The following is a 23,301-nucleotide window of genomic DNA, read 5'->3' as shown; positions in this document are numbered from 1 at the left end:
GCGCTCAGCCGCCCGAGGTGGAGGCGGCGGGGGCCGCGCCGTCGGAGGCCGGGGCGCCGACGCCCTCCAGCCGCTCGACCAGGCCGCGAGGGGCGGCCTCGCCGTCGAGCCGGTCGAGCAGGCGGGCGCGCTCGGCCGGGCCGAGGTTGGAGGCCCGGACCCGGTCGCGCAGGGCGGCGCGGCGTTCGGGGGTGAGGGAGAGCATCTCCTCGCCCGTGGCGGAGAGGGAGGAGACGCCGCCCGGGATCGGGGCGCCCGCCGCCTCGGCCGCGCGCATCGCGTCCTCGCCCTCGGCGGCGACGCGGGCGCGGGCGCCGGCGCCGAGCTGCGGCTTGCGGATCGCCACCATCCGCTCCCCGAAGGGGGCGTCGGCGACGATCAGCGTCTCGCCCACCCGGCGCAGGATGCGCACGCGACGCTCCCGCAGCCGGTCGTCGGCGTCCACGATCAGCACCCGCCCGTCCTCGGTCGCGGCGGCGGCGGGGATCACGGCGACGCCCTCCAGCACCGGCTCGCGCACCGCGGCGGCGACGAAGTCCCCCTCCCGGAACAGGTCGCCGGCGGAGGGGTCGAGCGCGAGGTAGAGCGTGCGGCCGGTGCGCGCCTCCCCCGTCGCGGCGGCGGCGCGGGCGATATGGGCGGGGACCGAGGCGTCGACCTCCCCCAGCTCCAGCCGCACCTCGGCGCCGAGGTCGCGCAACCCGCCGGCGTCGTCGAGCAGGCGGGCGTATTCGGCGTTGGAGACGCGCACCGCGGCCTCCAGCCGGCGGGGGTCGATCAGGGCGCCCAGCTTCTCGTTCGCGGCCACCTGGCGGCCGAGCACGGCGGCGGTCTCGGTCAGCAGGCCGTCGAAGGGGGCGCGGACCTCGGTGTCGGCCAGCGCCCGGCGGGCGTCGGCGAGTTCCAGCTGCGCGCGGCGCAGGGCGGTGGCGTTCATCTCCGACGCGGTGCGCGCGGCCGAGAGCGCCTGCTGCGCGTCGATGCGGGTCTGCACGGCGACGGCGAGGTTCAGCTCGGCCGACTCGACCGCGGCGGTGGAGCCGACGAGCCGCTCGGCCAGGCCCTTCTGCCGCTCCATCGCCTGGCGCTGGAGGCGCACGCGATCCTCGGCGGCCTCGAGGTCCATCTCGGCGAGTTCCACGGTGCGGGCGGCGGCGGCGCGGTCGGTCTCGGTCTCGGCCAGCGCGATCTCGGCCCGGTCGACGGCGGATTCGGCGTCGGCGGGATCGAGGCGGAACAGCAGCTCCCCGGCCCGCACCGCGCCGCCGTCGACGAAGGCGGGCGACAGCTCGACCAGGCGGCCGGGCAGCGCGGGGCGCAGCTCCAGCCGGCGGGCGGCGACGATCTCGCCATAGGCGGTCAGGGTGGGGGAGACGTCGGCGGGCTGCGGGCGCACCACCTCGACAGCGAAGACCCGCTCTGCCGCGGGCGCGCGGCGCGGGGCCTTGGCCTCGGCCGCCTCCTGCGCGAGGTGCAGCCGCCAGGCGCCGTTGGCGATCAGCGCCGCCGCGAGGGCGAGCAGGACCAGTCCCGTCAGGCTGCGCATCACGAAGCGCATGGGCTCTCCCGTCCGGCGAGGCCGCGGGGCGCGGCCGACCCTTGGATGAACAGACTTAACCCGCGCAGGCCCGGGGGGCGAGCCTGCGTGCGGGGCCTCCCTGTCACGGGCGGCCGCGCGGGTTCCGTCGCCCGGCCCCGCGGGGCGCCCCGGGTCCGGGGGCGTTTTCCGCGGGCCGGGGGCGGGTTCCGCGGTTTCAGTCGGGGCGGACGGCCTTCGGCCCCGCGATCTCCTGCGCGCGGCGATAGGCGGGGCGGGCGCGGATCCGCTCCAGCCAGGCCGCGGCGTTGGGCGTGTCCTCGATCGGCGTGGCCCCGTAGCGGGAGCCGGGCGAGAGGCCGAAGGCGCACATGATGTCGGCGCAGGTGAACTCGGGGCCCGCCAGCCAGTCGTGCCGGGCCAGCGTCTGTTCGAGGAAGGCCATCATCCCCGCCTCGCGCCGGGCGATCACGGTTCCCAGCCGCTCGGCCCGCGGGCCGGTGGCGCCCGAGCCGAGCGCCCCGCGGGTGAAGTAGATGCCCAGCATCGAGGCGTTGAAGTGCATCCAGTAGAGGTAGTCCGTGTAGTTCGCGTCCTGCGGCCCCACGGTCAGCCGCCCGCCGGCGTGGCGGTGGCAGATGTGCTCGAGGATCACGGCGGATTCGGTCAGCACGAGCTCCCCGTCCTCGATCACCGGGGCGGTCGCGGCGGGGTGCAGGGCGCGGTAGCTCTCGGGCGCCAGGAAGTCGGGGCCGCGGTCGTGCCAGCGCAGCTCGTAGGGCAGGCCCAGCTCCTCCATCAGCCAGACCACGCGGTCGGACTGGGAGACGCCCAGGTGGTGGATAACGATCATGCGGCTCCTTCCCGCCGCCGGCGGGCGGCTTCGGGTCGTCTCTTCGCCCGGCGGGCGGTTCGCGCGCAGCGTGGCCCAGGCGCCCGGCCCGCGCAACCGCGGGCCGCGAGGGGCGATCCGGCGCGGGGCAGGCGGTTGAAGACGCGGGCCCGCGCGCGTAGGTCTGGGCGACAGGCCGCGACCCGCGCGGCCGGATGGAGGCCGCGATGTCCCCGACCCCCCAAGGCGCCGCCCCCGCGGCGGGCGCCCTGCCCCCGCTGACGATCCACCTCGCCGCGCCGCGCGGCTTCTGCGCGGGCGTGGACCGGGCGATCAAGATCGTGGAGATGGCGCTCGAGAAATGGGGGGCGCCGGTCTACGTGCGCCACGAGATCGTGCATAACCGCTACGTCGTGGACGGGCTGCGCGACAAGGGCGCCGTCTTCGTCGAGGAGCTGGACGAATGCCCGGTCGACCGGCCGGTGGTGTTCTCGGCCCACGGGGTGCCCAAGTCGGTGCCCGCCGCCGCCCAGGCGCGGGAGATGCTGTTCGTCGACGCCACCTGCCCGCTGGTCTCGAAGGTGCATGTCGAGGCCGAGCGTCACGCCGCCAAGGGCCTGCAGATCGTGATGATCGGCCACGCCGGCCACCCCGAGACCATCGGCACCATGGGCCAGCTGCCCGAGGGCGAGGTGCTGCTGGTCGAGACGGTGGAGGACGTGGCGGGGCTGGTGCCGCGGGACCCCGAGCGGCTGGCCTACGTGACCCAGACGACGCTGAGCGTGGACGACACCGCCGACATCGCGGCGGCCCTGGCGGCGCGCTTCCCCGCGATCCAGGGGCCGCACAAGGAAGACATCTGCTACGCCACCACCAACCGCCAGGAGGCGGTGAAGGCGATGGCCCCGAAGATCGAGGCGCTGCTGGTGATCGGGGCGCCGAACTCCTCGAACTCCAAGCGGCTGGTGGAGGTCGGCAGGAAGGCCGGCTGCGCCTATTCGCAGCTGGTGCAGCGGGCGACCGACATCGACTGGCGCGCGATCGAGGGCGTGCGCTCGGTCGGCGTCACCGCCGGCGCCAGCGCGCCCGAGGTGCTGGTCGAGGAGGTGATCGACGCCTTCCGCGCCCGCCACTCGGTGACCGTCGAGCTGGTCGAGACCGCCGTCGAGCGGGTCGAGTTCAAGCCCCCCCGCATCCTGCGCCAGCCCGCCGGCGACGCCGCGTGAGCGGCGCGGACGGGGAACGAGCCCCCCTCGGCGCCCCGGGCGAGGCCCCTGGTCGAACCGCCCCGACCGCCGCGGCGCCGACCACCGCGGACGCGGCGACGCTCGCCTGGTACGACGGCGCGGCGGCGGACTACGACGCCTGGTCCGCGCCCTTCAACGGCGGAGAGGACGGGACGCTCGCGCGGTTCCTCGCCGGCCTGCCTGCGGGGGCTCGGGTGATCGACCTCGGCTGCGGCGCGGGCCATGCGGCCGCGGCGATGATGGCGGCCGGCCTCTCGGTCCGGGCGCTCGACGCCTCCGCCGGGCTGGTCTCGCGCGCCCGCGCCCGCGGGGTCCCGGCGGAGGTCGGGCGGTTCGAGACGCTGGAAGACGTGGCCGCCTACGACGGCGCCTGGATCAGCTTCAGCCTGCTGCACGCCCCGCTCGCGAGTTGGCCCGACGTTCTGGCGCGCGTCGCCCGCGCCCTGCGCCCCGGGGGATTGCTGTTCCTGGGCCTGAAGGAGGGCGAGGGCGAGCGGCGCGACCGCCTCGGCCGCCGCTACGCCTACATCCGCGAGCCCGGCCTGCGGGCCCTGCTGGCGCAGGCCGGCTTCGCGGAGATCGAGGTCTCGACAAGCCGCGGCGTGGGCCGCGACGGGGCGGAGACCGGGCTCCTCGCCGCCTTCGCCCGCCTCGCCTGAGCGCCGCCTCAGGCCCCGCGCCGCCCCCTGCGCGACAGCGCCAGCCCCGCCGCGCAGGCGCCCGCCAGCAGCGCGCCTGCGGCGGGCGCCGGGACCGGCGCCGCCTGGGCGGTCAGCGCGTAGCCGCCCTGGCCCTGGTTCCCGTCCATGACCAGCGCCACGGCGTAGGAGGCCGGCGCCCAGACCTGGCCGAGGCAGTCGCCCAGCAGGTTCAGGTCCGGCCCGGCGAATTCGTAGAGCTCGCAGACCGGGGCGCCGGAGACCACCGCGAGATCGAAGGCGAAGTCGACGGCGGCGGTGAAGCGGAAGCTGTCCTGCTCGTCCGGACCGTCGCCGAAGACGTCGAGCGTCTCGCCCGCATCCAGCGTGCCGGTCACGGTGAAGGCCTGCGCGGGGCCCAGCGGGCCGAGGTCCACGTTGGCGGGCCCGGCGGAGCCGGCGAGGTCGCCCGAGACCGCCTCGGAATAGTCGGTGGCCGCGACCGCCGGAAGGACCGGGAACAGGGCCGCCGCGACGATCGCCAGGAAACGCAGAGGCATGCACGCACCTCGAGAATTGAATGCAGGATCAATGGGTCGCTCGATGCGCGATGATGAATGCGCGCTGAGCGCCGGTCAAGCGGCGCCTCGCCCGGCGCGTCCCGCCGGGCCATTGACCCGCCCGGCCCCGCGCCGCATCTTGCCGGCCCCGGCGGGCGGCGTCGCCGGGCGACGCCCGGAACGGAGACCCGCATGATCAGCCCCGAATTCCTGCTGACCGCGCTCGCGGTGGTGATGATCCCCGGGACGGGAGCGATCTACACCCTGTCCTGCGGGCTGGCCCGCGGCCGCGCCGCCGCGATGGCCGCGGTCGCCGGATGCACCTTCGCGGTCCTGTTCCACATGGCCGCGGCGCTGGCGGGGCTGGCGGCGATCCTCCACGCCTCGGCAGCGCTGTTCCAGGGGGTGAAGATCGCGGGCGTCCTGTTCCTGATGTGGATGGCCTGGACGACCCTGCGCGAGGGCGACGGCCCGGCCGCGCCCGCGGCGGTGGCCGAGCAGGGCCTACGCCGCATCGCGACGCGCGCGGTGCTGATCAACCTGCTGAACCCCAAGCTCGCGATCTTCTTCGCGGCCTTCCTGCCCCAATTCGTCCATCCCGGCCCCGGGGCGACGGCCGAGATGGCGGTTCTGGGCCTCGTCTTCACCGGGCTGACGGCGGCGGTCTTTGCGGTCTACGGCCTGTTCGCCGCCTCGGCGCGCGACCGGATCCTGGGCTCGGCGCGGGCGATGCGCTGGATGCGCCGGGTCTTCGCGACCTGCTTCGCGGGCCTCGGCCTGCGGCTGGCCTTCGCGGAGCGCTGAGCATGGCCGAGTTCTTCGCCTACACCGACGGCGCCTGCTCGGGGAACCCCGGGCCGGGGGGCTGGGGCGCGCTGCTGGTGGCGATGCAGGACGGCGCGGTGGTGCGCGAGCGGGAGCTCTCGGGCGGCGAGCCCGAGACCACCAACAACCGCATGGAGCTGATGGCCGCGATCTCGGCGCTGGAGACTCTGGGCCGCCCGACCGAGATCACGGTGGTGACGGATTCGAACTACGTGAAGGGCGGCGTGACCGGCTGGATCCACGGCTGGAAGCGCAACGGCTGGAAGACCGCCTCGAAGTCGCCGGTGAAGAACGAGGACCTGTGGCGGCGCCTCGACGCCGCGCAGGCCCGCCACAAGGTGACCTGGAAATGGGTGAAGGGCCACGCCGGCCACGAGGAGAACGAGCGCGCCGACGCGCTCGCCCGCGCAGGCATGGCCCCGTTCAAGCCCGCCAAGGCGAAAAAGCCCCGCAAGCCCGCCGGCGCGCGCTGACCCGCCCGCCGCGGCCCCGCCCCTCTCTCCCCTTCCGCCCCAAGGCTCTCCCCTCGCCGGCTTTCGCCGGCGCGCCGCCCGCAGGCCCGTGCGAAGCGCCTGTTCTTCGGAGCCGTCTCTCGCTGATGCCGTGAAGAGCGAGTCGCCGGGAGGGGTCAGGGATCGCAAAGCGACCCGCGCTTGCGCGGGCTTGTCCTTGACCCCTCCCGGCGACTCGCTCAGGCATCAACAGCGAGAGACGACTCCGGAGGACAGGCGCGGCCCCTGTTCTTTGGTGAGTCAGGAGCCCGCCGGAGGCTCCCGCCCTCGCCCAGTCAAGGCGAAGCGCCCGCAGGAGGCCCAAGCCCGCCCGCAGGGCGCCTCCGTCCCCGGCCGCCTCACTCCCCCGCCGGGTGGGGATGCGCGAGGCCCGCGAGCTTCGCCTCGGCCTTGGGATCGATCTCGAGCTCGTCGCCGGTCATCAGCCCGGCGTCGGGGTCGTTGAATACCGCCATGTCGAGCTTGCCCTCGCCCTTGGCCACGATGGTCGAGACGACCGCGTCGCCGGTGATGTTCACCGCGGTGCGGATCATGTCCATCAGCCGGTCGACGCCCAGGATGATGGCGATGCCCTCGATGGGCAGGCCCACCTGGCCCAGCACCATGGTCAGCATCACCAGCCCCACGCCGGGCACGCCGGCGGTGCCGATGGAGGCGAGCACCGCCATGGCGATCACCGTCAAGTAGCCCCCGACGCCCAGGTCGATGCCGTAGACGTTGGCCAGGAACACCGTCGCCACGCCCTGCATGATCGCGGTGCCGTCCATGTTGATGGTGGCGCCGAAGGGCACGGTGAAGGAGGCGACCGACTGGTCGGCCCCGATCCGCTCGGTCACGCAGCGGTAGGTGACGGGGATGGTGGCGTTCGAGGAGGCGGTCGAGAAGGCGAAGAGCTGCGCGGGCCGCATCTTGCGCATGAACATCAGCGGGTTGAGGCCCGACAGCGCCTTGAGGATGATCATCAGCGTGCCGAAGAGGTGGATGAACAGCGCCGCCGTCAGCGTCAGCACGTAGGCGAGCACCGGCAGGAACAGGTCGATCCCCTGCTCGGCGAAGGTCTTGGCGATCAGGCAGAAGACGCCGATCGGGGCGAAGGCCATGACGATCTGGACGACCTTCATCATCAGCTCGTTCATGTACTCGCAGGCCGCCACGAAGCCCGAGGACTTCTCGCCCAGCATCAGGGCGGCGATCCCGACGACGATCACGTAGAAGATGATCTGCAGCATCTCGCCGTTGGCGAAGGCCGCGATGGGGTTGGTGGGCACGACCCCGGCGAAGACGTCCCAGACCGTGGGCGCCGTCTTGGCGGTGACGCCCGAGGTGTCGACGCCGGCCATGTCGAAGCCCACGCCCGGCCCCACGATCAGCGCCAGCGCGATGGCGACCGCGATGGCGATGGCGGTGGTGGCGAGGTAGAGGCCGAAGCTCTTGCCGCCGACGCGGCCCAGCGCCTTCACGTCGCCGATCCCCGCCACGCCGCAGATCAGCGAGAAGACGACCAGCGGCACCACCAGCATCTTCAGGGCGTTGACGAACATCTTGCCCAGCATGGCGAAGAGGCCGCCGGTGACGTAGTCGGCGATGAACTGCGAGCCGATGGCGTTGAAGATCAACCCCACCACGATCCCGAGCCCCATCCCGAGCATGACCTGCACGGTCAGGGACATCTTCTTCACGGCCGTCGCCATCGCCGGATCCTCCATCGAATTCGCCTTGCGGAAGGATCGCACGGTTTCGCTGCATCGCAAGACGATTGGGCGCGGCCGACGGTTTCCGCGCCCGAAGCTTCCATTCTCCGGAATGAAATCCGCCTGGCAGGGTCCGGCCGACCCGTGCGATGAGCCGCGCGTGAACCGCGGGACGGAGGCGGCGGCCGCGGCCCATTCCGCCTCAGGCGGGCGGCGCGGCTTTCCTCCCGCCCGGCCGGCGCTTATCATCCGCGCCATGACCCGCCTGCGCGCTCCCCTCGTCCTTCCCGGCGCCGCCGGCGCCCCGTTCGACACGCGCGAGCGCTGCGAGATCCGCGAGCTGCTGAACGATCCCGCCGACCCGGCCGCCAGCCTCGCCGAGGCGACCGTCGCGCCGGGCGCAGTGACCGAGCTGCACGCGCTGGACGTGGACGAGCGCTACGTGATCCTGCGCGGGACCGGCCGGCTGGAGCTGGACGGCGAGGCCCGGGACCTCGGCCCCGGCGACGCCGCGCTGATCCCCGCCGGCTGCGCCCAGCGCATCGCCAACACGGGCGCGGAAGACCTGGTGTTCCTGTGCCTGTGCACCCCCCGTTTCACGCCTGCGGGCTACACCCCGCTGGAGGAGACCCCATGAAGATCGACGGCGTCCCCTATCGCACGATCTGGCCCGCCGCGGACGGCGCGGTCGAGATCCTGGACCAGACCCTGTTCCCCCACCGCTTCGAGATCCTGCGCCTGACGCGGGTCGAGGAGGCGGCCCACGCCATCCGCTCGATGCAGGTGCGCGGCGCGCCGCTGATCGGGGCGACGGCGGCCTACGGGCTGGCGCTGGCGCTGCGCGAGGACGCCTCGGACGAGGGGCTCGCCAGAGCCGCCGCGCTGCTGCTGGCGACCCGCCCCACGGCGGTGAACCTGCACTGGGCGCTGGAGCGGATGAAGGCGGCGCTCGGCCCCCTCGCCCCCGCCGACCGGGCCGAGGCGGCCTGGGCCGAGGCCGCCGCGCTCTGCGACGAGGACGTGGCGATCAACGCGGCCATCGGCGACCACGGGCTGAAGATCGTGGAGGAGATCGCGGCGAAGAAGGCGCCGGGGGAGCCGGTGCGCATCCTCACCCACTGCAACGCCGGCTGGCTGGCGACCGTCGACTGGGGCACCGCCACCGCGCCAATCTACAAGGCCCATGACAAGGGGATCGCGGTCGAGGTCTGGGTGGACGAGACCCGGCCCCGCAACCAGGGCGCGTTCCTCACCGCCTGGGAGCTCGGCCGCCACGGCGTGCCGCACAAGGTGATCGTCGACAACGCCGGCGGCCACCTGATGCAGCGCGGTCTGGTGGACATGTGCATCGTGGGCACCGACCGCACCACCGCGCGCGGCGACGTGTGCAACAAGATCGGCACCTACCTCAAGGCGCTGGCGGCCCATGACAACGGCGTGCCGTTCTACGTGGCCCTGCCTTCCCCCACCATCGACTTCACGGTGGAGGACGGGTTCGAGATCCCGATCGAGGAACGCTCGGGCGACGAGGTCTCCTACCTCCCCGGCCTGACCGACGCGGGCGACTACACCCGGGTGCGGCTGACGCCGGAGACCTCGGAGGCCGCCAATCCCGCCTTCGACGTCACGCCCGCGCGCCTGGTGACGGCGCTGGTGACCGAGCGCGGCGTCTGCCCCGCCACGCGCGAGGGCATCGCCGGGCTGTTCCCGGAGCGGGCGGCGGCCTGATCGTCGCGATGAGCCCCCGGACCCTGACGACGGACCGGCTGGTCCTGCGCCCGCTGCGCCGCGCCGACGCGTCGGCGCTGCGCGCGGCGGTCTTCGCCGACGGCGAGGTCGCCACGATGCTGTTCCACGACTGCTCGACCCCCGAGCTGCAACGGCATTGGGCCGAGGACTGGTGCGAGGGGCTGGGCGAGGACGGCGACCGCGGCGCGGCGATCTGGACGGCCGGGGGCCTGGGCGCCTATGCGGTCGAGGGGCGGGCGGAGAGCGATCCGGCGCTGGCCGGCTTTCTCGGCGTCGTGGGCTTCTACGGCGCTGCGCCCGCGGGCGGGGGCTGGGGCGGAGAGGTGTTCTACGCGCTCGACCGCCGCGCCCATGGCCGCGGCGTGATGAGCGAGGCGGCGACGGCGGCGCTGGCCGCCTTCCGGGCGCTGCCGGGGCCGCTCTCGCTCTACGCCACCGTCTGGGACCTGCTGAACCCCGCCTCGGTGCGGGTGCTGGAGCGGGTGGGGCTGGTCCGCGACGGGCGGATGGCCCTGCTCGACGAATATTCCGAGGCGCGGGTGCGCAGCCTCGCGGGCTACGAGCTCGCCCGCCTGCGCGCCGCCCCGGCGGGCGGGCGCGAGGGCGTGGCCCGCGCGGCCGCGCTGAAGCTGGGGCATCTCGCGCATGAGGGGCTGGCCGCGCGGGACGAGGCGATGGAGCGCCTGGCGGACGCCGCGCCGGAGGTTCCCCACTCCCTCTTCGCCGCCGCCTTCGACGAGGGGGCGGCCCTTCCCGGCCTCGCCGTGCTGCGCTGGAGCCGCGCCTGACATGCATCCCAATCCCGCCTTCCGCAAATCCACCCGCGCCCATCACCTGGCGCTGGCGAAGGCCCGCGGCTTCGGCACGCTGGTCGTTTCGGCCGAGCCGTTCCCCCTGATCTCCCACGTGCCCTTCGTGATGGAGACGGACGGGGCGGCGGACCTGCACCTGGTGCGCTCCAACCCCATCGCGCGGCGGCTGGCCGAGGGGCCGGCGGCGGCGGTGCTGGCGGTGCAGGGGGCGGACGGCTACGTCTCGCCCGACTGGTACGGCGACCCGGGGCAGGTGCCGACCTGGAACTACGTCGCCGCCCACCTGCGCGGGCGCCTGTCGCTGCGCGAGCCGGAGGCGCTGCGCCCCCACCTCGCCGCGCTGTCGGCCCGGTTCGAGGGGGCGCTGCCGGGCAAGAAGCCCTGGACGCTCGACAAGATGGACCGCGGGACGCTGGAGAAGATGGAGCGGATGATCCTGCCCGTGCGCTTGGAGATCGAGGAGACCGACGGCACCTGGAAGCTGGGCCAGAACAAGCCCGAGGCGATGCGCCTGGGCGCGGCCGAGGCCATGCCCGGCTCGATCGGGGCGGAACTGGAGACGCTGGCCGCGCTGATGCGCGAGCCGCCGGTCTGAGGCGGCGCGGGGGCGCTGCGCCTCCGCGCGAACGGCGACCTGCGGCGCCCCCTGCGGCGAGGCTCCGCGGCGGGCGCCCTCGTTTCCCGCGGACAAACCGTCTAAGAGGGGAGCCGAAGGCAGGATGACGCGCAGGCCGGAACGGCCGCGCGCAAGAGGAGCGCGACGCGCAGGCATGGCGGGCGGCTTCGGACGCGGCGGAACGGCGGGCAGAACCGCGCTGACGCGATATGCGCTCCTGGAATCCACGGGCGTCTATCGGGACGGATTCTCGCAACGACCCCAGGAGGTGGTGGTCCGCTTCGGCGAGGCCTCGCTGATCCTGATGAGTTTCGACGACATGCCCGTCGCCCACTGGACGCTGGCGAGCCTGCGCCGGGTGCGCGCGCCGGGCGGCGACCGCGCGGCCCTGTCGCTGACGCCCGAGCCCGACGACGCCTGGGGCGACGCCGACGGCGACGAGAGCCTGCTGATCACCGACCCCGAGATGATCCGCGCCATCGAGGAGGTGTGCGCCGACCTCGACCGCCGCCCCTCGCGCCTGCCGATGCTGATGCGCCTGTTCGGCTGGTTCGCCGCGGCGGTGGCGCTGGGGGCGGCGCTGGTGGTCTGGGGCCTGCCCTGGGCGACGCAGCGGATGGCCGACCTGGTTCCGCCGGCGCAGGAGCGCAAGCTGGGCGACGCGATCATGGCGCAGCAGATCGCGGCGATGGGCCAGGGCGAGGACCCGGTCTGCACCAGCCCCGAGGGCGCGGTGGCGCTGGAGCACCTGGCCGACCGGCTGCTGGCCGGGGTGCGCCTGCACGTGCCGGTGACGCTGGAGGTGATCCGCTCCCCCCAGGTGAACGCCTTCGCCGCCCCCGGCGGGCGCGTGGCGATCCTGTCGGGCCTGCTCGAGACCGCCTCGGGCCCCGACGAGGTGGCCGCGGTGCTGGCGCACGAGCTGGGCCATGTCGCCCATCGCGACGGGCTGCGCGCGCTGCTGCGCCAGGCGGGGACGCAGGGGCTGATGACGCTGTTCATGGGCGACCTGTCGGGCGGCACGCTGGCCGGGCTGACTCAGATGGCGCTGGCGGCCTCCTATTCGCGCGAGATGGAGATGGAGGCCGACGCCTTCGCCCACGACATGCTCGCCGACGCGGGCCTGCCGGCCGAATCGCTGGCCGACTTCTTCCGCAAGCTGGAGGGTATGCAGGGCGCGCGGACCGAGGGCATGGCCCGGCATTTCGCCTCCCACCCCGACCTCGAGGCGCGGGTGGAGGCGGCGGAGGCGGCCGACCGCCTGAAGGGCAGCGCCTGGAAGCCGGCGCTGGAAGACGCGGACTGGATCGCCCTGAAGGAGATCTGCGCCGACTGAGGACGCGGGGCCGGGAGGTCTGGGACCGGGAATTCCGGGCCCGAGGGCGCCTGCGCCGAAGGTGCCTGAGGGGCTACGCCCCGCCGTCCCGTCCCTAGGGGCTTCGCCCGCTCGGGCTCAGGCCGCGGCTTCGGCGTCGCGGCGGTCGGCGTGGGCGAGGAGGCGGTCGCGCAGGCCCGCCACCGCGGCGTTCAGCGACAGCGCCTCCTGCAGCGTCATCCCCGTCGCCTCGAGGATCGCGGGGCCCAGGCCCTCGGTCCGCGAATGCAGCGCCCGCCCTTCGGGCGTCAGGGTCACCCGCACGGCGCGGGCGTCGCCATGGTCGCGCCGCCGCTCGATCAGGCCCAGCGTCTCGAGGCGCTTGAGCACCGGGGTCAGGGTGCTGGTGGCCAGCTTCAGCTCGGCGCAGAGCTCCCCCACCATGCGGTCGTCGCGCGACCACAGCGCGGTCATCGCCAGGAACTGCGGATAGGTCAGGCCCAGCCGCTCGAGCCAGGGGCGGTAGACCCGGTTCATCGCGTGGCTGGCCGAGTAGAGCGCGAAGCACAGCATCGATTCGGACGGGGGCGCCCCGGTCTCGACGGACTCTTCGGCGGGCGCCTCCTGGGGCGTCTCGGCGGGATCGGCGCCGGTGCAGGACATGGAGCCTCCTGAGCGGATGTCCGCTGCGTCTCGCAAAATATCGCACCCGATATAATCGATTGAGATTGACTTTGCGAGGGGATGAGCCCAGATATGTCTCACGCGATCTAATCGCACACGACATATTCGGATGACTGAGGAGGCCACCATGCCCGTCGACGTGAAATACACGACCCAGGCCCGCGCCACCGGGGGCCGCGACGGCGCCGCCGAGACGCTGGACGGCTCCCTGAAGGTGAAGCTCGCGCCGCCGAAGGAGATGGGCGGCTCGGGCGACGGCAACAACCCCGAGCAGCTGTTCGCCGCCGGCTACGCCGCCTGCTTCCTGGGCGCGATGAAGGCCGTTTCGCGCGGCGAGGGCTTCGTGAAGGTGCCCAACGACGCGACGGTCGAGGCGACGGTGGGGATCGGCCCGCGCTCCGAGGGCGGGTTCGGCATCACCGCGGCGCTGAAGATCTCGATGCCGGGCGTCGACAAGGCGGACGCCGAGAAGCTGGTCGAGGCGGCGCACCAGGTGTGCCCGTATTCGAACGCCACCCGCGGCAACGTGGACGTGGGCCTGACGGTCGCCTGATCGAGGCCCCGCGGCTCGTCGGATCGCCCGCGCGGCGGTCCGGCGCGCCCGCGCCGCTCGCCCGCAGGCCGGGCGCAGGCGCCGTCGGTCCCCCGGGGATCGGCGGCGTCGTTGGTTGAGGAACCGAACGGGACGGGAGATCGCGATGCGGCCCCGTTCCCGCGGCGGCGCCGCGCCGGCGGCGCGGGGCGGGGTCTGGGGCCCCTCCCCGCCTCCCGGCCCCGTGGGCCGGTCCGGCCGGGAGACGTGTCCCCTCCCAGCCGGCGCGCGGCGCCGCCGCGACCGCGACCGGGCCGGGCGGGCGGGGACCCGCCCGGCCTGGTCGTGCCCCTCGCCGCCGCCGCGCGCGGCGCGCCGGGGCCTGAAGACGCCCGTCTTGCCGAGTTTTCCTGAAGATGCGCCTCGAGCGCCGCGCCGCGCGATGGCGCACGCCCGCCGGCCGCGAGCCCGGGCCCGCCTGCAGGCCGCGTGCGCGCCCGGTCAGGCGCGGTGGTAGGGGCTTCCGGCGAGGATGGTGGCGGCGCGGTAGATCTGCTCGGCCGCCATGGCGCGGGCCAGCATGTGCGGCCAGACCATCTTTCCGAAGCTGAGCATCAGGTCGGCCCGCGCGCGCACCGCGTCCGAATGGCCGTCGGCGCCCCCGATGGCCAGCACCGCGTCGCGGCGGCCCTGGTCGCGCCAGTCCGCGAGGCGGCCGGCGAAGTCGGGGGAGGTCAGCTGCTTTCCGCGCTCGTCCAGCACCACCAGCGCCGCGCCGTCGGGGAGGGCGGCGAGGATCAGCTCGCCCTCCGCCTCCGATCCGCGGCCCTTGCGGTCCTCGACCTCCAGCAGGCGCGCCGGGCCCAGGCCCAGCGGCCGCGCCGCGCGGTCGAAGCGCGTCAGCCAGTCGTCGACGAGCGTCGCCTCGGGCCCGCCGCGGGCGCGCCCCACGGCGACCAGATGCACTTTCACGCCCGACCCGTCCGGCGGGTCAGGCGTAGGAGGGCGTGCCGGAGGCGCGTTTCGCCGCGTCGCCGGCGGGCAGCCACATCTTCTCGAGCTGGTAGAACTCGCGCACCTCGGGCCGGAAGACATGGACGATCACGTCGCCCGCGTCGATCAGCACCCAGTCGCCCGCATCCTTGCCCTCGGCGCGGGCGGACACCCGGGCCTCGGCCTTGAGACGTTCGATGAGCTTTTCCGAGATGGCGGCCACCTGTCGGGACGAGCGGCCGGAGGCGATCACCATGAAATCGGCGATGTCGGACTTGCCGCGCAGGTCCACCTGCACGATGTCCTCGGCCTTGTCGTCCTCGAGCGAGTTCAGAACAAGACGGAGCAGGTCTTCGCCACCCATTCGCTCCGTGTTCTCCGGCGGGGTCGCCCCCGCGCTATCGAGTCCGGTCAGTTCGATTTCCTCCACGTCGCGCGCCGGAAATCCCGTTCGCGCCCCGGCGCAGGGCGGAGTCTCAACATAGTTCAAAGGGGGGCTTCGCTCAACCAGTGGGCGCCCGGCGCCCGGAAAACCGGCGGATAGAGCGGGCGCGGGATCAACGCAAGTCGATTCGGCCGGTGGCGTAGCCCAGCGGCCACGAGACCTGCAGGCGCACGGGCGTCGGGCGGCCGTCCATCTGGGCGATCCACAGCACGCGGTCGAAGTCGGCCTCGGAGGTCTCGCGCTCGTCGTCGACGGGGTAGCCGCCCAGGCGCTCCATCCCCAGGCGGCAGCGGCGGGCGGGGCCGGCGTAGGTCCAGTCGCGGTCGGCCTCGATCTGGTCGAGCCCCTCGTCGCGCACGGTCAGCGCGGTCATCCGCACGCCGTCGTAGATCGCCCATTCCCCGGCGCAGCCCTTGCCCGCCTCGATCTGGTCGAGCACCGCGAGCACCGCCGCGGCCGGGTCGACCGAGCGGGGCAGCAGGGCCTGCGGCACGGGCGTCAGCTCCTCGTCCGGGGCGCCGGCGCGGTGGGTGACCTCGGGCGCCTGGCCTGGGGTCCAGTCGACGAGGCGGTCGTAGTCGCGGTCGCCGAATTCGCCGGTGATGGTGAACAGGCGGCCGCCGTCGGCCTCGCGCCGGGTGGCCTCGGTCAGGGAGAAGTCGAAGAGCATCGAGGCGAGGCCGCGGGAGCGCGCCTCGATGGTCAGCGCCCCGGCGTCGCCGGGTTCGTGGCGCACCCGGAACTCGCCCAGCGCCACGGGGCCCCAGTCGAGGTGGTAGAGCAGCTCGCGCGCGCCCGCCGTCTCGGCCGCGGGCTGGGTCGAGGCGGCTGCGGGCCCCTGCGCCTGGGCCGGCAGGGCGGGCAGCGCGAGGGCGAAGGCGAGGCAGGCGGATCGGCGCATCCCGGGACTCCGTTCATCTCGGAAACGTCACCGAACCGTTAAATGCGGCGCCGCAACGTGCAAGCGAAAATCGCGTGAGGAGGGCGTGGGATGGGTTTCCACGCCCGGATGATGCGCAATCCGCGAGGAGGCGCCGCGTCGGGCGTCATCCCAAGGGCGGAGGCCCTGCCCGCGGCGCGCGGCGGGCGTCGCGCCCGGGGGCGCCGCCTCCCTCGGCGAGCCGACGGGATCGCGGACCGGCGAAGCGCTCGCCGACGTCTCGCGTCAATCGGGATCGTCGGGGGCGAAGGCGTCGCGGAACCCCATCGGGAACCAGATGCCGGTCTCGTGCGGCGGCTCCATGTTGGGCAGGACGTGGTTGGGATCGAGGGTCGAGACGTCCACGTCCTCGACGATCTTGGCGACCGGCAGCGGCACCTTGCCGCAATAAGCGCGCTCGCGGATCAGCGCCAGGGCGGCGTCGCGCGACGGGGCGGTCACGCCGAAGCTGTGAAGCGCGGTGGCGACCTGCCCGGGGGCGCGCTCGAACTCGATCCAGAAGCGTCTCGGCATGGCCGGGTCCTAGCCTGCGCCCCTGCGCCGCAGGCCCGGGCCTGCCCGCAGGGCCGCCATGGGTCCGGGCGACTGGCCTGGGCGTCGGGCCCGGGCGGAAAACGAACGGGGCCGGAGGCTCGCGCCCCCGGCCCCGGGATCCCTCGCCGGCGCGGCGGTCAGCGGTTGCCGCGGACCAGGCGCTCGTATTCCTCGGCGATGCCGACGGCCATCGGGCCGACGTCGAAGCTGTAGTCGCCGATCTTGCCCACCGGGGTGACCTCGGCCGCGGTGCCGGTCAGCCAGCACTGCTCGAAGCTCTCCAGCTCGTCTGGCATGATGTGGCGCTCGATCACCTCGACGTCCTTCTGCTTCAGCAGCTCGACCACCGTCTGGCGGGTCAGGCCGTTGAGGAAGCAGTCGGGGGTCGGCGTGTGCACCTTGCCGTCCTTGACGAAGAAGATGTTGGCGCCCGTCGCCTCGGCCACGTAGCCGCGGTAGTCGAACATCAGCGCGTCCGAGCAGCCCTTGGCCTGCGCCGCATGCTTGGACATGGTGCAGATCATGTAGAGACCGGCCGCCTTGGCGTGGCAGGGGATGGTCTCGGGGCTGGGCCGCTTCCACTTCGAGATGTCGAGCTTGGCGCCCTGGGTCTTGGCGTCGCCGTAGTAGGCGCCCCATTCCCAGACCGCGACCGCGAGGTGCACGGGGTTCAGGAGGGCGGCGACGCCCATGTCCTCGCCCGAGCCGCGCCACATGACGGGGCGGACGTAGCAGTCCTTCAGCCCGTTGGCGGCCATCGCGGTGGCCTTGGCCTGCTCGATGTCGTCGACGGTCCAGCGCGAGGGGATGTCCATCGCCTTGGCCGAATCCAGCAGGCGCTGGGAATGCTCGCGGCTCTTGAAGATCTGGCCGCCGTACGCCCGCTCGCCCTCGAAAACCGAGGAGGCGTAGTGGAGCGCGTGGGTCAGTACGTGCACCTTGGCCTCGCGCCAGGGCACCAGCGCCCCGTCCATCCAGATGACGCCGTCGCGATCGTCGTAGGCTCCACCGGCCATGGCCAAGTTCCCGTATCCTCGCCGGGGCTCTCCTAGCGGAGCCTCCGGCCCGTTTCGTCGGCGACCCCGGCGGTTGCCGGAAATGTCGCTGTTGCAGCGCGGCAAGAAATAATGTTGCTTTCCTGGACGCCGCGGCGATATAGCAACGCGCACTTGGACAGTCAACAAGGCTGACGTAAAATCCCGCCATGAGCCCTTCAGACGCCCCGACCCGCCCCCGCTCCGCCGGCCCCCGCCCCGAGGGCGGCCGGCTGTCCGCCGCCCGCGTGCGCGGGGCCGGGTTGAACCGGGGCGACCAGCTCCTGTTCCTGACCGACGCGCAGCTCCGCCAGGGGGTGGAGCTGATGTTCTTCGCCTATCGCGACATGATCGCGGACGCGGACCGGGTGCTGGAGACGCGCGGCTACGGGCGCGCCCATCACCGCTGCCTGCATTTCGTGTGGCGGCGGCCGGGGATGTCGGTCTCGGACCTGCTGGACACGCTGAAGGTGACCAAGCAGTCGCTGAACCGGGTGCTGCGCCAGCTGGTCGAGGACGGGATGATCGAGCAGCGCGTGGGCCCCTCGGACCGTCGCCAGCGCCTGCTGACGGTGACGGCGGAGGGCGAGGCGCTTGTCCGCAGCCTGTCGGATGCGCAGAATGCGCGGATGCGCCGCGTCTTCATGGAGGCGGGCGCGGATGCGGTTCAGGGGTTCAAGACGGTGCTCGCGGACATGATCGACGAGGACAGCCGCGAATCGGTGCTGGCGCTGGTCAACGACCAGGCCGGGGCCTGACGGCGCGCATGGACGACGAGATGCTCGCGCCCGCGGCGCGGCCGGCGGCCGAGCCTGCGGCCTCCGCCCCGGCGGAGGCGCCGGACGCGCATATCCTGGTGGTCGACGACGACGAGCGGATCCGCACGCTGCTGAAGCGCTACCTGTCGCGCTCGGGCTTCTACGTGACCGCGGCGCGGGATGCGGCCCATGCCAGGCGGCTGCTGGAGGGGCTGGAGTTCGACCTGCTGGTGGTCGACGTGATGATGCCGGGCGAGGACGGGATCAGCTTCGCGCGCGCGGTGCGCCCGAGCCTCGGCGCCCCGATCCTGCTGCTGACCGCCCGCGGCGGGGCCGAGGACCGGATCGCGGGGCTGGAGGCGGGGGCGGACGACTACCTCGCCAAGCCCTTCGAGCCGCGGGAGCTGCTGCTGCGCATCGGCGCGATCCTGCGCCGGACCCAGCCCGCCGGCCCGCGGCCGGAGACGCCGCGCACCCTGCAGCTGGGCCCGGTGCGCTACGACGTGGCGCGGGGCGAGCTGTGGCGGGGCGACGAGCAGGTGCGCCTGACCACGACCGAGAGCGCGCTGATGAAGATCTTCGCGCGCACCCCGCACGAGCCGGTGGACCGCCAGACCCTGCTCGCCGAGATGGACGACGCCCAGGAGCGCGCCGTGGACGTCCAGGTCACCCGCCTGCGCCGCAAGATCGAGGCCGACCCCAAGGCGCCTCGCTACCTGCAGACGGTGCGCGGGTCGGGCTACATGCTGGCCCCGGACTGAGGCTGGCGCGCGCTCCGGCCTGACGGCGTCCTGCATTCGGATCCCGGCGCGCGACGGCGCGGCGCAACCTTTCACCGGACGAGCGCCGGGACGCCCCCTCGGGAGAAGCCCCAGGCCGAGCCCGGGGCGCGTCGCGCCGGCAGGCTCAAGCTCTTGCAGGGTCGGACGCAGGGACGCGATGGCGAGTCGGGCCGCGGGTCAAGGCTCGCGCAGCGACCCGGCGAAGCCGGGCTTGGCCTTGAGGCGCGGCCCGACTCGCCGCACGCTCGCCAGAGGCCGGCCCTGCCGGCCGTCTCAGCAAACGGCGAAAATCCCTGAAGACGCCGCGACGCCGGAGGTCTTCCCCACGCCGCGCCGGAGAAACGGCGCCCCCACGGCGCCGCCCCCGCCCCTGCGCCGCGGGCGGACGGCCCGCCCCGGGCGCGAGGCCCGACGCGGCGCCCGCCCGCCGGGGGCGCAGGCTCAGGCGGCCTGGGCGACCTCGGGCGGGGCCTCGGGCAGGCCCAGCTCGGGGGCCATGCGGCGGATGGCGGCCCACATGCCGGCGCGGTAGGTCTCGGGGCCGAAGCCCGCGGCGTGGGCCGCGACGCGCTCGGGGTCGAGGCCCGGCTCCATCTCCGTCTCGAAGCGGCGCATGGCGTCGGCGAGGCTCTCGGCGGTCTGGGCGTCGAAGAGCAGGCCCGAGACGCCCTCCTTCACCGTGTCCAGCGCGCCGCCCCGGCCGTAGGCGATCACCGGGCGGCCGCAGGCCATCGCCTCCAGCGGCACGATGCCGAAGTCCTCGACGCCCGGGAACAGCAGGGCGCGGCAGGACTGGTAGAGGGCGCGCATCTCGCCGTCGGGCACGCGTCCCAGGAACTCGACGCCCGGCCCGGCCAGCTTCTTCAGCCGCTCCATCTCCGGGCCCGAGCCCACGATCTTCAGCCGCCGGCCCAGCAGCCGGCAGGCCTCGATGGCGAGGTCCGCGCGCTTGTAGGGGACGAGCTCGGACAGGAACAGGTAGGGCGCATCGGGCCCCAGCGCAGGCGCGGGCCGGTAGGCGTCGAGGTCCACGGGCGGGTGCACCACGTCCGCCTCCCGCCCCCAGCAGCGCATCACGCGCCGCGCCACGAAGGAGGAGTTGGCGACGTAGCGGTCCACCCGGTTCGCGGCGGCCACGTCCCAGATCCGCAGCTTGTGGCTGACCACGGTCCACATCATCCGCATCGGCCAGCTCAGCCCCTCGCGGTAGGCGTGGTACTGGTCCCAGATATACCGCATGGGCGAATGCGTGTAGCACAGGTGCGGCGTGTCGGGGTTGCAGATCACCCCCTTGGCCGGTCCGCTTTCGGAACTAAGCACCAGGTCGTAAGAAGACAGGTCCAGCTGCTCGAGCGCGTAGGGCATCAGGGGCAGGTATTTCTGGTAATGCTTCTTCGCGCCCGGGAGCTTCGCGATGAAGGTCTCGCGGATCCTGTGGCGCCGCAGCAAGGGGCTGATCTTCTCGCGGTCGCAGACATGGGTGTAGATGTCGGCGTCCGGAAACATCAGGCAGAGCTGTTCGAGCACCCGCTCCCCGCCCCGCATCCCGACCAGCCAATAGTGGATGATGGCGACGCGCATGCGCGTTTGTTCCCTCGTTCGGAAATGAAAACGCCGGAGCCGAGGGCTCCGGCGGACGGGCCTCGCCGCGAGGTCGCGGCGGCGCCGAATGGGGTCAGCGGCCGGTGGGCCGCACGATGACCAGGGCGGTGCGCAGCATCACCCACAGGTCGAAGCCCGGGGCCATCCGCCGCAGGTACTCGATGTCGAGCGAGACCCGCTGGGCGTAGCTGACGTCGTTGCGCCCCGACACCTGCCACAGGCCGGTGATTCCCGGCTTCATGGCGCAGTAGACGGTGCGGGCCGGGCCGTAGAGGTCGTTGAGCTCGTCCTCGGGCACCGGGCGCGGACCGACGAAGGACATCTCGCCCTTCAGCACGTTCCACAGCTGCGGAAGCTCGTCGAGCGAGGTCTTGCGCAGGAAGGCGCCGACCCGGGTGATCCGCGGATCGTCGGTCAGCTTGCGGGTGGCGGCCCACTCCGCCGCGGCCTCGGGGTTCTCCTCGAGGTGGCGGGCCAGCCGCTCCTGCGCGTCGCGGACCATGGTGCGGATCTTCCAGCAACGGAACGGTTTTCCGTTCCGGCCGGTGCGCACATGGCCGAAGAACGGCGCGCCCCCGTCGCGGGCCCAGACCATCGCGGCCAGGCCGAAGACCACCGGCGCCACGATCGGAACCAGCGCCAGGGCGATCACGAAATCCAGCAGACGCTTGCCGCCGGCCTCGTACACGCCGCGAACGGACGCGAACGACCTGCGGGGCGACAACGCGTCCGCAGCATAGAAGTGATCGTCGGCATTCACATGCTTCATCATATCCCCACTCATACCCGGTCCCCACGGACCGGCCGGCACGTCGCCCGGAACCTTCGGATGCCGGGCCATCCCTCACACACGCAGCCAGTATTGGGTTTTCGCTGTGTGAACTCAATGGAAAATTTTGCGTTAATGCTGTCTGAACGATGCGGCCGGATTGCCTCAGGCCGCCCTTGTCGATCCCATTTCTCAGGATTCCGCCTTAACGCCAGTCGGATGCGGTGCTAACACCGGTTCGCGTCCGAGGGGCGCCGATTGTTGCGGCGCAGCACAAACAAGAGGGGCTCGCCAATGAGGGTTCACGCCGTTCTCGCGGTTCTGGCGCTGGGAGGCTGCGGTCTCGTCTACACCGCGCCCCACGTCTACGAAGAGGGGGACGGGCGCGGCTTCGCCTCGGACGCCACCACGGACGTCCAGGTGATTCCGATGACCTTCGAAACGGCGATGGAGGCGAATCTGACCGCCTACGTCCCGCAGCGCCTGCCCGATTCCTTCCGGCCGCAGCCGGTGGGCGCGCCGGGCCGCATCGGCGCCGGCAACGTCTCGATGCCCGCGCTGCCGAGCATCGACTCCGTGTCCACCGCCTCCGGGCCCGAGTTCGAGCTTCCGCCGACCGCCACCGCGCTGCAGCCGCCGGCCTCCGAGGTTCCGGTGAACCTGCCCGCCCCGACCGAGCCGACGCCCTACCGCATCGGCGTGTCGGACGTGGTGCTGCTGTCGACCAACACCTCGGGCGCCACGCTCGAGGACGTGCCCTCGCTGCTCAACGCCCAGTCCTCCCGGCAGGGTTACGTGGTGCAGGACGACGGCGCGATCGCCATTCCCGACGTCGGCCGCGTGCAGATCGCCGGCATGACCATCGAGGAGGCGGAGGCCGAGATCTTCCAGGCCCTCGTCGCCCAGCGCCTCGACCCGTCCTTCTCGCTCGAGATCGCCGAGTTCAACTCGCAGCGCGTCTCGGTCGGCGGCGCGGTGCGCAACCCGCAGGTCGAGCCGATCAGCCTCAAGCCCCTGAAGCTGACCGAAGCCCTGCAGCTCGCCGGCGGCGTCAACTCCGAGGACCTGGACTACGCCGTGGTGCGCCTGTTCCGCGACGGCCAGGTCTACCAGGCGCCGGTGCGCTCGCTCTACGGGACCGACTCGCTCAACGACGTCCTGCTCGAGGACGGCGACGCGATCTTCGTGGACGCCGACTACGACGTCACCCAGGCCCGCGCCTATTTCGAGGAGCAGCTGCGCCTGCGGCAGTTCCAGCTGCAGGAGCGGGAGTTCGAGTTCCAGAAGCGCCGGGCCGAGATCGACGACGCCCAGTACGCCGTGACCCTGGCCGACTTCGAGCTGCGCAAGGCCCAGCTTCGCCAGCAGCTCAACCAGATGCGGGTGCAGATCGCCCAGTACGAGCTGCAGCGCAACAACGACCTGCGCGACGAGGTTCTGGCCCAGCGCCAGGCCTTCCGCGACCGGCTGGAGCTGGGCGCGGTGCGCCGCGACTACGTCTACGTCGCGGGCGAGGTGAAGCAGGTCGTGCGCTCGCCCCTGCCGTTCGAGAGCCGGGCGAACCTGGCGGACGTCCTGCTGGGCGAGGCGGGCCTGACGATCCAGTTCGCCGACTACGAGGAGATCTACGTCCTGCGCCAGAACCTGACGCCCGCGGCGCCGGGGGCGGTGACGGCCTATCACCTCGACGCCTCGAACGCCGCGATGCTGACCACGGCCACCCTGTTCGAGATGCGCCCGAACGACATCGTCTTCGTGGCCGAGCAGCCGGTGACCTCCTGGGGCCGCGTGATCAACCAGCTGGTGCCGAACCTGATCGGCCAGGCCGCCTCGCTGGCCAACGCCGCCAACTGATCGGGCGGCGGGCCTGCGGGCCCGCCGATCCCCGGACCGC

The 23,301-nt window shown here is 73.2% G+C and carries 25 protein-coding genes; 13 read left to right on the top strand and 12 right to left on the bottom strand.

Going from position 1 to position 23,301, the window contains the following annotated elements; all coding sequences use genetic code 11:
• Positions 1-4: 4 nt before the first annotated feature.
• Both P2H44_RS12190 and P2H44_RS12185 read right to left on the bottom strand, forming a co-directional pair.
• Positions 5-1,558 carry an efflux RND transporter periplasmic adaptor subunit gene (locus P2H44_RS12190; protein ID WP_275763828.1) on the bottom strand — a complete coding sequence of 518 codons (1,554 nt, stop codon included), beginning with the start codon at positions 1,556-1,558 and terminating at the stop codon, positions 5-7.
• 196 nt (positions 1,559-1,754) lie between these two features.
• Positions 1,755-2,390 (bottom strand): glutathione S-transferase family protein, encoded by a 636-nt coding sequence (locus P2H44_RS12185; RefSeq protein ID WP_275763827.1) that lies wholly within the window; start codon positions 2,388-2,390, stop codon positions 1,755-1,757.
• 206 nt (positions 2,391-2,596) lie between these two features.
• Here P2H44_RS12185 and ispH point away from each other — a divergent pair, with 206 nt between their 5' ends.
• Together ispH and P2H44_RS12175 are read left to right on the top strand one after the other, a co-directional pair.
• A complete protein-coding gene (gene ispH, locus P2H44_RS12180) occupies positions 2,597-3,595 on the top strand; it encodes a 4-hydroxy-3-methylbut-2-enyl diphosphate reductase (RefSeq protein WP_275763826.1) in 999 nt (332 codons plus the stop codon).
• Complete coding sequence (locus P2H44_RS12175; protein WP_275763825.1) at positions 3,592-4,275, top strand: methyltransferase domain-containing protein; 684 nt, start codon at positions 3,592-3,594, stop codon at positions 4,273-4,275. The genes ispH and P2H44_RS12175 overlap by 4 nt, the downstream gene beginning before the upstream one ends.
• 8 nt (positions 4,276-4,283) lie before the next feature.
• On the opposite strand, the gene P2H44_RS12170 is transcribed toward P2H44_RS12175, so the two are convergent.
• Complete coding sequence (locus tag P2H44_RS12170; protein WP_275763824.1) at positions 4,284-4,814, bottom strand: hypothetical protein; 531 nt, start codon at positions 4,812-4,814, stop codon at positions 4,284-4,286.
• 192 nt (positions 4,815-5,006) lie between these two features.
• On the opposite strand from P2H44_RS12170, the gene P2H44_RS12165 reads away from it, so the two are divergent.
• Entirely contained in the window at positions 5,007-5,618 is a 612-nt protein-coding gene (locus P2H44_RS12165) for a LysE family translocator (protein ID WP_275763823.1), read from the top strand.
• Between the two features lie 2 nt (positions 5,619-5,620).
• Positions 5,621-6,112 (top strand): ribonuclease HI, encoded by a 492-nt coding sequence (gene rnhA / locus P2H44_RS12160; RefSeq protein ID WP_275763822.1) that lies wholly within the window; start codon positions 5,621-5,623, stop codon positions 6,110-6,112.
• Positions 6,113-6,489: 377 nt separating this feature from the next.
• On the opposite strand, the gene P2H44_RS12155 is transcribed toward rnhA, so the two are convergent.
• Positions 6,490-7,842, bottom strand: coding sequence for a dicarboxylate/amino acid:cation symporter (locus P2H44_RS12155; protein WP_275763821.1), 1,353 nt, complete (start codon positions 7,840-7,842; stop codon positions 6,490-6,492).
• A gap of 256 nt (positions 7,843-8,098) precedes the next feature.
• On the opposite strand from P2H44_RS12155, the gene P2H44_RS12150 reads away from it, so the two are divergent.
• The 5 genes from P2H44_RS12150 to P2H44_RS12130 all read left to right on the top strand — a co-directional run bounded on the left by P2H44_RS12150 (position 8,099) and on the right by P2H44_RS12130 (position 12,355).
• The gene (locus tag P2H44_RS12150; protein WP_275763820.1) at positions 8,099-8,479 is read left to right on the top strand and encodes a cupin domain-containing protein; all 381 of its coding nucleotides are present in this window, start codon (positions 8,099-8,101) and stop codon (positions 8,477-8,479) included.
• The gene (gene mtnA, locus P2H44_RS12145; RefSeq protein ID WP_275763819.1) at positions 8,476-9,570 is read left to right on the top strand and encodes an S-methyl-5-thioribose-1-phosphate isomerase; all 1,095 of its coding nucleotides are present in this window, start codon (positions 8,476-8,478) and stop codon (positions 9,568-9,570) included. Before P2H44_RS12150 ends, mtnA begins: the two co-directional genes overlap by 4 nt.
• Positions 9,571-9,578: 8 nt before the next feature.
• Positions 9,579-10,379 carry a GNAT family N-acetyltransferase gene (locus P2H44_RS12140; RefSeq protein WP_275763818.1) on the top strand — a complete coding sequence of 267 codons (801 nt, stop codon included), beginning with the start codon at positions 9,579-9,581 and terminating at the stop codon, positions 10,377-10,379.
• A 1-nt stretch (position 10,380) separates the two neighbouring features.
• Positions 10,381-10,998 (top strand): FMN-binding negative transcriptional regulator, encoded by a 618-nt coding sequence (locus tag P2H44_RS12135; protein ID WP_275763817.1) that lies wholly within the window; start codon positions 10,381-10,383, stop codon positions 10,996-10,998.
• A gap of 292 nt (positions 10,999-11,290) precedes the next feature.
• On the top strand, positions 11,291-12,355 hold the full coding sequence (locus P2H44_RS12130; protein WP_275763816.1) for a M48 family metallopeptidase: 1,065 nt from the start codon (positions 11,291-11,293) through the stop codon (positions 12,353-12,355).
• Positions 12,356-12,472: 117 nt separating this feature from the next.
• On the opposite strand, the gene P2H44_RS12125 is transcribed toward P2H44_RS12130, so the two are convergent.
• A complete protein-coding gene (locus P2H44_RS12125; protein WP_275763815.1) occupies positions 12,473-12,997 on the bottom strand; it encodes a MarR family winged helix-turn-helix transcriptional regulator in 525 nt (174 codons plus the stop codon).
• A gap of 148 nt (positions 12,998-13,145) precedes the next feature.
• Here P2H44_RS12125 and P2H44_RS12120 point away from each other — a divergent pair, with 148 nt between their 5' ends.
• Complete coding sequence (locus tag P2H44_RS12120) at positions 13,146-13,571, top strand: organic hydroperoxide resistance protein (RefSeq protein WP_275763814.1); 426 nt, start codon at positions 13,146-13,148, stop codon at positions 13,569-13,571.
• Between the two features lie 480 nt (positions 13,572-14,051).
• On the opposite strand, the gene rlmH is transcribed toward P2H44_RS12120, so the two are convergent.
• From rlmH to P2H44_RS12095, 5 genes are all read right to left on the bottom strand, one after another.
• Positions 14,052-14,522, bottom strand: a complete 471-nt coding sequence (rlmH, locus tag P2H44_RS12115; RefSeq protein WP_275763813.1) for a 23S rRNA (pseudouridine(1915)-N(3))-methyltransferase RlmH — start codon at positions 14,520-14,522, stop codon at positions 14,052-14,054.
• A gap of 19 nt (positions 14,523-14,541) precedes the next feature.
• The gene (rsfS, locus tag P2H44_RS12110) at positions 14,542-14,907 is read right to left on the bottom strand and encodes a ribosome silencing factor (RefSeq protein ID WP_275763812.1); all 366 of its coding nucleotides are present in this window, start codon (positions 14,905-14,907) and stop codon (positions 14,542-14,544) included.
• Positions 14,908-15,100: 193 nt separating this feature from the next.
• Positions 15,101-15,889, bottom strand: coding sequence for a DUF3108 domain-containing protein (locus tag P2H44_RS12105; protein ID WP_275763811.1), 789 nt, complete (start codon positions 15,887-15,889; stop codon positions 15,101-15,103).
• Positions 15,890-16,153: 264 nt separating this feature from the next.
• Positions 16,154-16,441 (bottom strand): hypothetical protein, encoded by a 288-nt coding sequence (locus P2H44_RS12100; protein WP_275763810.1) that lies wholly within the window; start codon positions 16,439-16,441, stop codon positions 16,154-16,156.
• Positions 16,442-16,599: 158 nt separating this feature from the next.
• On the bottom strand, positions 16,600-17,478 hold the full coding sequence (locus P2H44_RS12095; protein ID WP_275763809.1) for a branched-chain amino acid aminotransferase: 879 nt from the start codon (positions 17,476-17,478) through the stop codon (positions 16,600-16,602).
• Between the two features lie 188 nt (positions 17,479-17,666).
• Here P2H44_RS12095 and P2H44_RS12090 point away from each other — a divergent pair, with 188 nt between their 5' ends.
• Positions 17,667-18,254: a MarR family winged helix-turn-helix transcriptional regulator gene (locus P2H44_RS12090; protein WP_275763808.1), complete on the top strand. Its 588-nt coding sequence runs from the start codon at positions 17,667-17,669 to the stop codon at positions 18,252-18,254.
• A 20-nt stretch (positions 18,255-18,274) separates the two neighbouring features.
• The gene (locus tag P2H44_RS12085) at positions 18,275-19,015 is read left to right on the top strand and encodes a response regulator (protein ID WP_275764576.1); all 741 of its coding nucleotides are present in this window, start codon (positions 18,275-18,277) and stop codon (positions 19,013-19,015) included.
• 462 nt (positions 19,016-19,477) lie between these two features.
• On the opposite strand, the gene P2H44_RS12080 is transcribed toward P2H44_RS12085, so the two are convergent.
• Together P2H44_RS12080 and P2H44_RS12075 are read right to left on the bottom strand one after the other, a co-directional pair.
• Entirely contained in the window at positions 19,478-20,617 is a 1,140-nt protein-coding gene (locus P2H44_RS12080; protein ID WP_275763807.1) for a glycosyltransferase, read from the bottom strand.
• Positions 20,618-20,711: 94 nt separating this feature from the next.
• On the bottom strand, positions 20,712-21,326 hold the full coding sequence (locus tag P2H44_RS12075) for a sugar transferase (protein ID WP_275763806.1): 615 nt from the start codon (positions 21,324-21,326) through the stop codon (positions 20,712-20,714).
• 375 nt (positions 21,327-21,701) lie between these two features.
• On the opposite strand from P2H44_RS12075, the gene P2H44_RS12070 reads away from it, so the two are divergent.
• A complete protein-coding gene (locus tag P2H44_RS12070; RefSeq protein WP_275763805.1) occupies positions 21,702-23,261 on the top strand; it encodes a polysaccharide biosynthesis/export family protein in 1,560 nt (519 codons plus the stop codon).
• Positions 23,262-23,301: the final 40 nt, after the last annotated feature.

The organism is Albimonas marina (assembly GCF_029223255.1).
Classification (GTDB): domain Bacteria; phylum Pseudomonadota; class Alphaproteobacteria; order Rhodobacterales; family Rhodobacteraceae; genus Albimonas.
The sequence above is the reverse complement of the archived record's forward strand: the minus strand, read 5'-3'. Positions and strand labels throughout refer to the sequence as shown.

What these genes read in the sequence shown, in the direction of transcription:
- P2H44_RS12190 (WP_275763828.1), bottom strand. Translation starts at nt 1,558, where the DNA reads ATGCGCTTCGTGATGCGCAGCCTGACGGGACTGGTCCTGCTCGCCCTC.
- P2H44_RS12185 (WP_275763827.1), bottom strand. Translation starts at nt 2,390, where the DNA reads ATGATCGTTATCCACCACCTGGGCGTCTCCCAGTCCGACCGCGTGGTC.
- ispH (WP_275763826.1), top strand. Translation starts at nt 2,597, where the DNA reads ATGTCCCCGACCCCCCAAGGCGCCGCCCCCGCGGCGGGCGCCCTGCCC.
- P2H44_RS12170 (WP_275763824.1), bottom strand. Translation starts at nt 4,814, where the DNA reads ATGCCTCTGCGTTTCCTGGCGATCGTCGCGGCGGCCCTGTTCCCGGTC.
- P2H44_RS12165 (WP_275763823.1), top strand. Translation starts at nt 5,007, where the DNA reads ATGATCAGCCCCGAATTCCTGCTGACCGCGCTCGCGGTGGTGATGATC.
- rnhA (WP_275763822.1), top strand. Translation starts at nt 5,621, where the DNA reads ATGGCCGAGTTCTTCGCCTACACCGACGGCGCCTGCTCGGGGAACCCC.
- P2H44_RS12155 (WP_275763821.1), bottom strand. Translation starts at nt 7,842, where the DNA reads ATGGCGACGGCCGTGAAGAAGATGTCCCTGACCGTGCAGGTCATGCTC.
- P2H44_RS12150 (WP_275763820.1), top strand. Translation starts at nt 8,099, where the DNA reads ATGACCCGCCTGCGCGCTCCCCTCGTCCTTCCCGGCGCCGCCGGCGCC.
- mtnA (WP_275763819.1), top strand. Translation starts at nt 8,476, where the DNA reads ATGAAGATCGACGGCGTCCCCTATCGCACGATCTGGCCCGCCGCGGAC.
- P2H44_RS12140 (WP_275763818.1), top strand. Translation starts at nt 9,579, where the DNA reads ATGAGCCCCCGGACCCTGACGACGGACCGGCTGGTCCTGCGCCCGCTG.
- P2H44_RS12135 (WP_275763817.1), top strand. Translation starts at nt 10,381, where the DNA reads ATGCATCCCAATCCCGCCTTCCGCAAATCCACCCGCGCCCATCACCTG.
- P2H44_RS12125 (WP_275763815.1), bottom strand. Translation starts at nt 12,997, where the DNA reads ATGTCCTGCACCGGCGCCGATCCCGCCGAGACGCCCCAGGAGGCGCCC.
- P2H44_RS12120 (WP_275763814.1), top strand. Translation starts at nt 13,146, where the DNA reads ATGCCCGTCGACGTGAAATACACGACCCAGGCCCGCGCCACCGGGGGC.
- rsfS (WP_275763812.1), bottom strand. Translation starts at nt 14,907, where the DNA reads ATGGGTGGCGAAGACCTGCTCCGTCTTGTTCTGAACTCGCTCGAGGAC.
- P2H44_RS12105 (WP_275763811.1), bottom strand. Translation starts at nt 15,889, where the DNA reads ATGCGCCGATCCGCCTGCCTCGCCTTCGCCCTCGCGCTGCCCGCCCTG.
- P2H44_RS12100 (WP_275763810.1), bottom strand. Translation starts at nt 16,441, where the DNA reads ATGCCGAGACGCTTCTGGATCGAGTTCGAGCGCGCCCCCGGGCAGGTC.
- P2H44_RS12095 (WP_275763809.1), bottom strand. Translation starts at nt 17,478, where the DNA reads ATGGCCGGTGGAGCCTACGACGATCGCGACGGCGTCATCTGGATGGAC.
- P2H44_RS12090 (WP_275763808.1), top strand. Translation starts at nt 17,667, where the DNA reads ATGAGCCCTTCAGACGCCCCGACCCGCCCCCGCTCCGCCGGCCCCCGC.
- P2H44_RS12085 (WP_275764576.1), top strand. Translation starts at nt 18,275, where the DNA reads ATGCTCGCGCCCGCGGCGCGGCCGGCGGCCGAGCCTGCGGCCTCCGCC.
- P2H44_RS12080 (WP_275763807.1), bottom strand. Translation starts at nt 20,617, where the DNA reads ATGCGCGTCGCCATCATCCACTATTGGCTGGTCGGGATGCGGGGCGGG.
- P2H44_RS12070 (WP_275763805.1), top strand. Translation starts at nt 21,702, where the DNA reads ATGAGGGTTCACGCCGTTCTCGCGGTTCTGGCGCTGGGAGGCTGCGGT.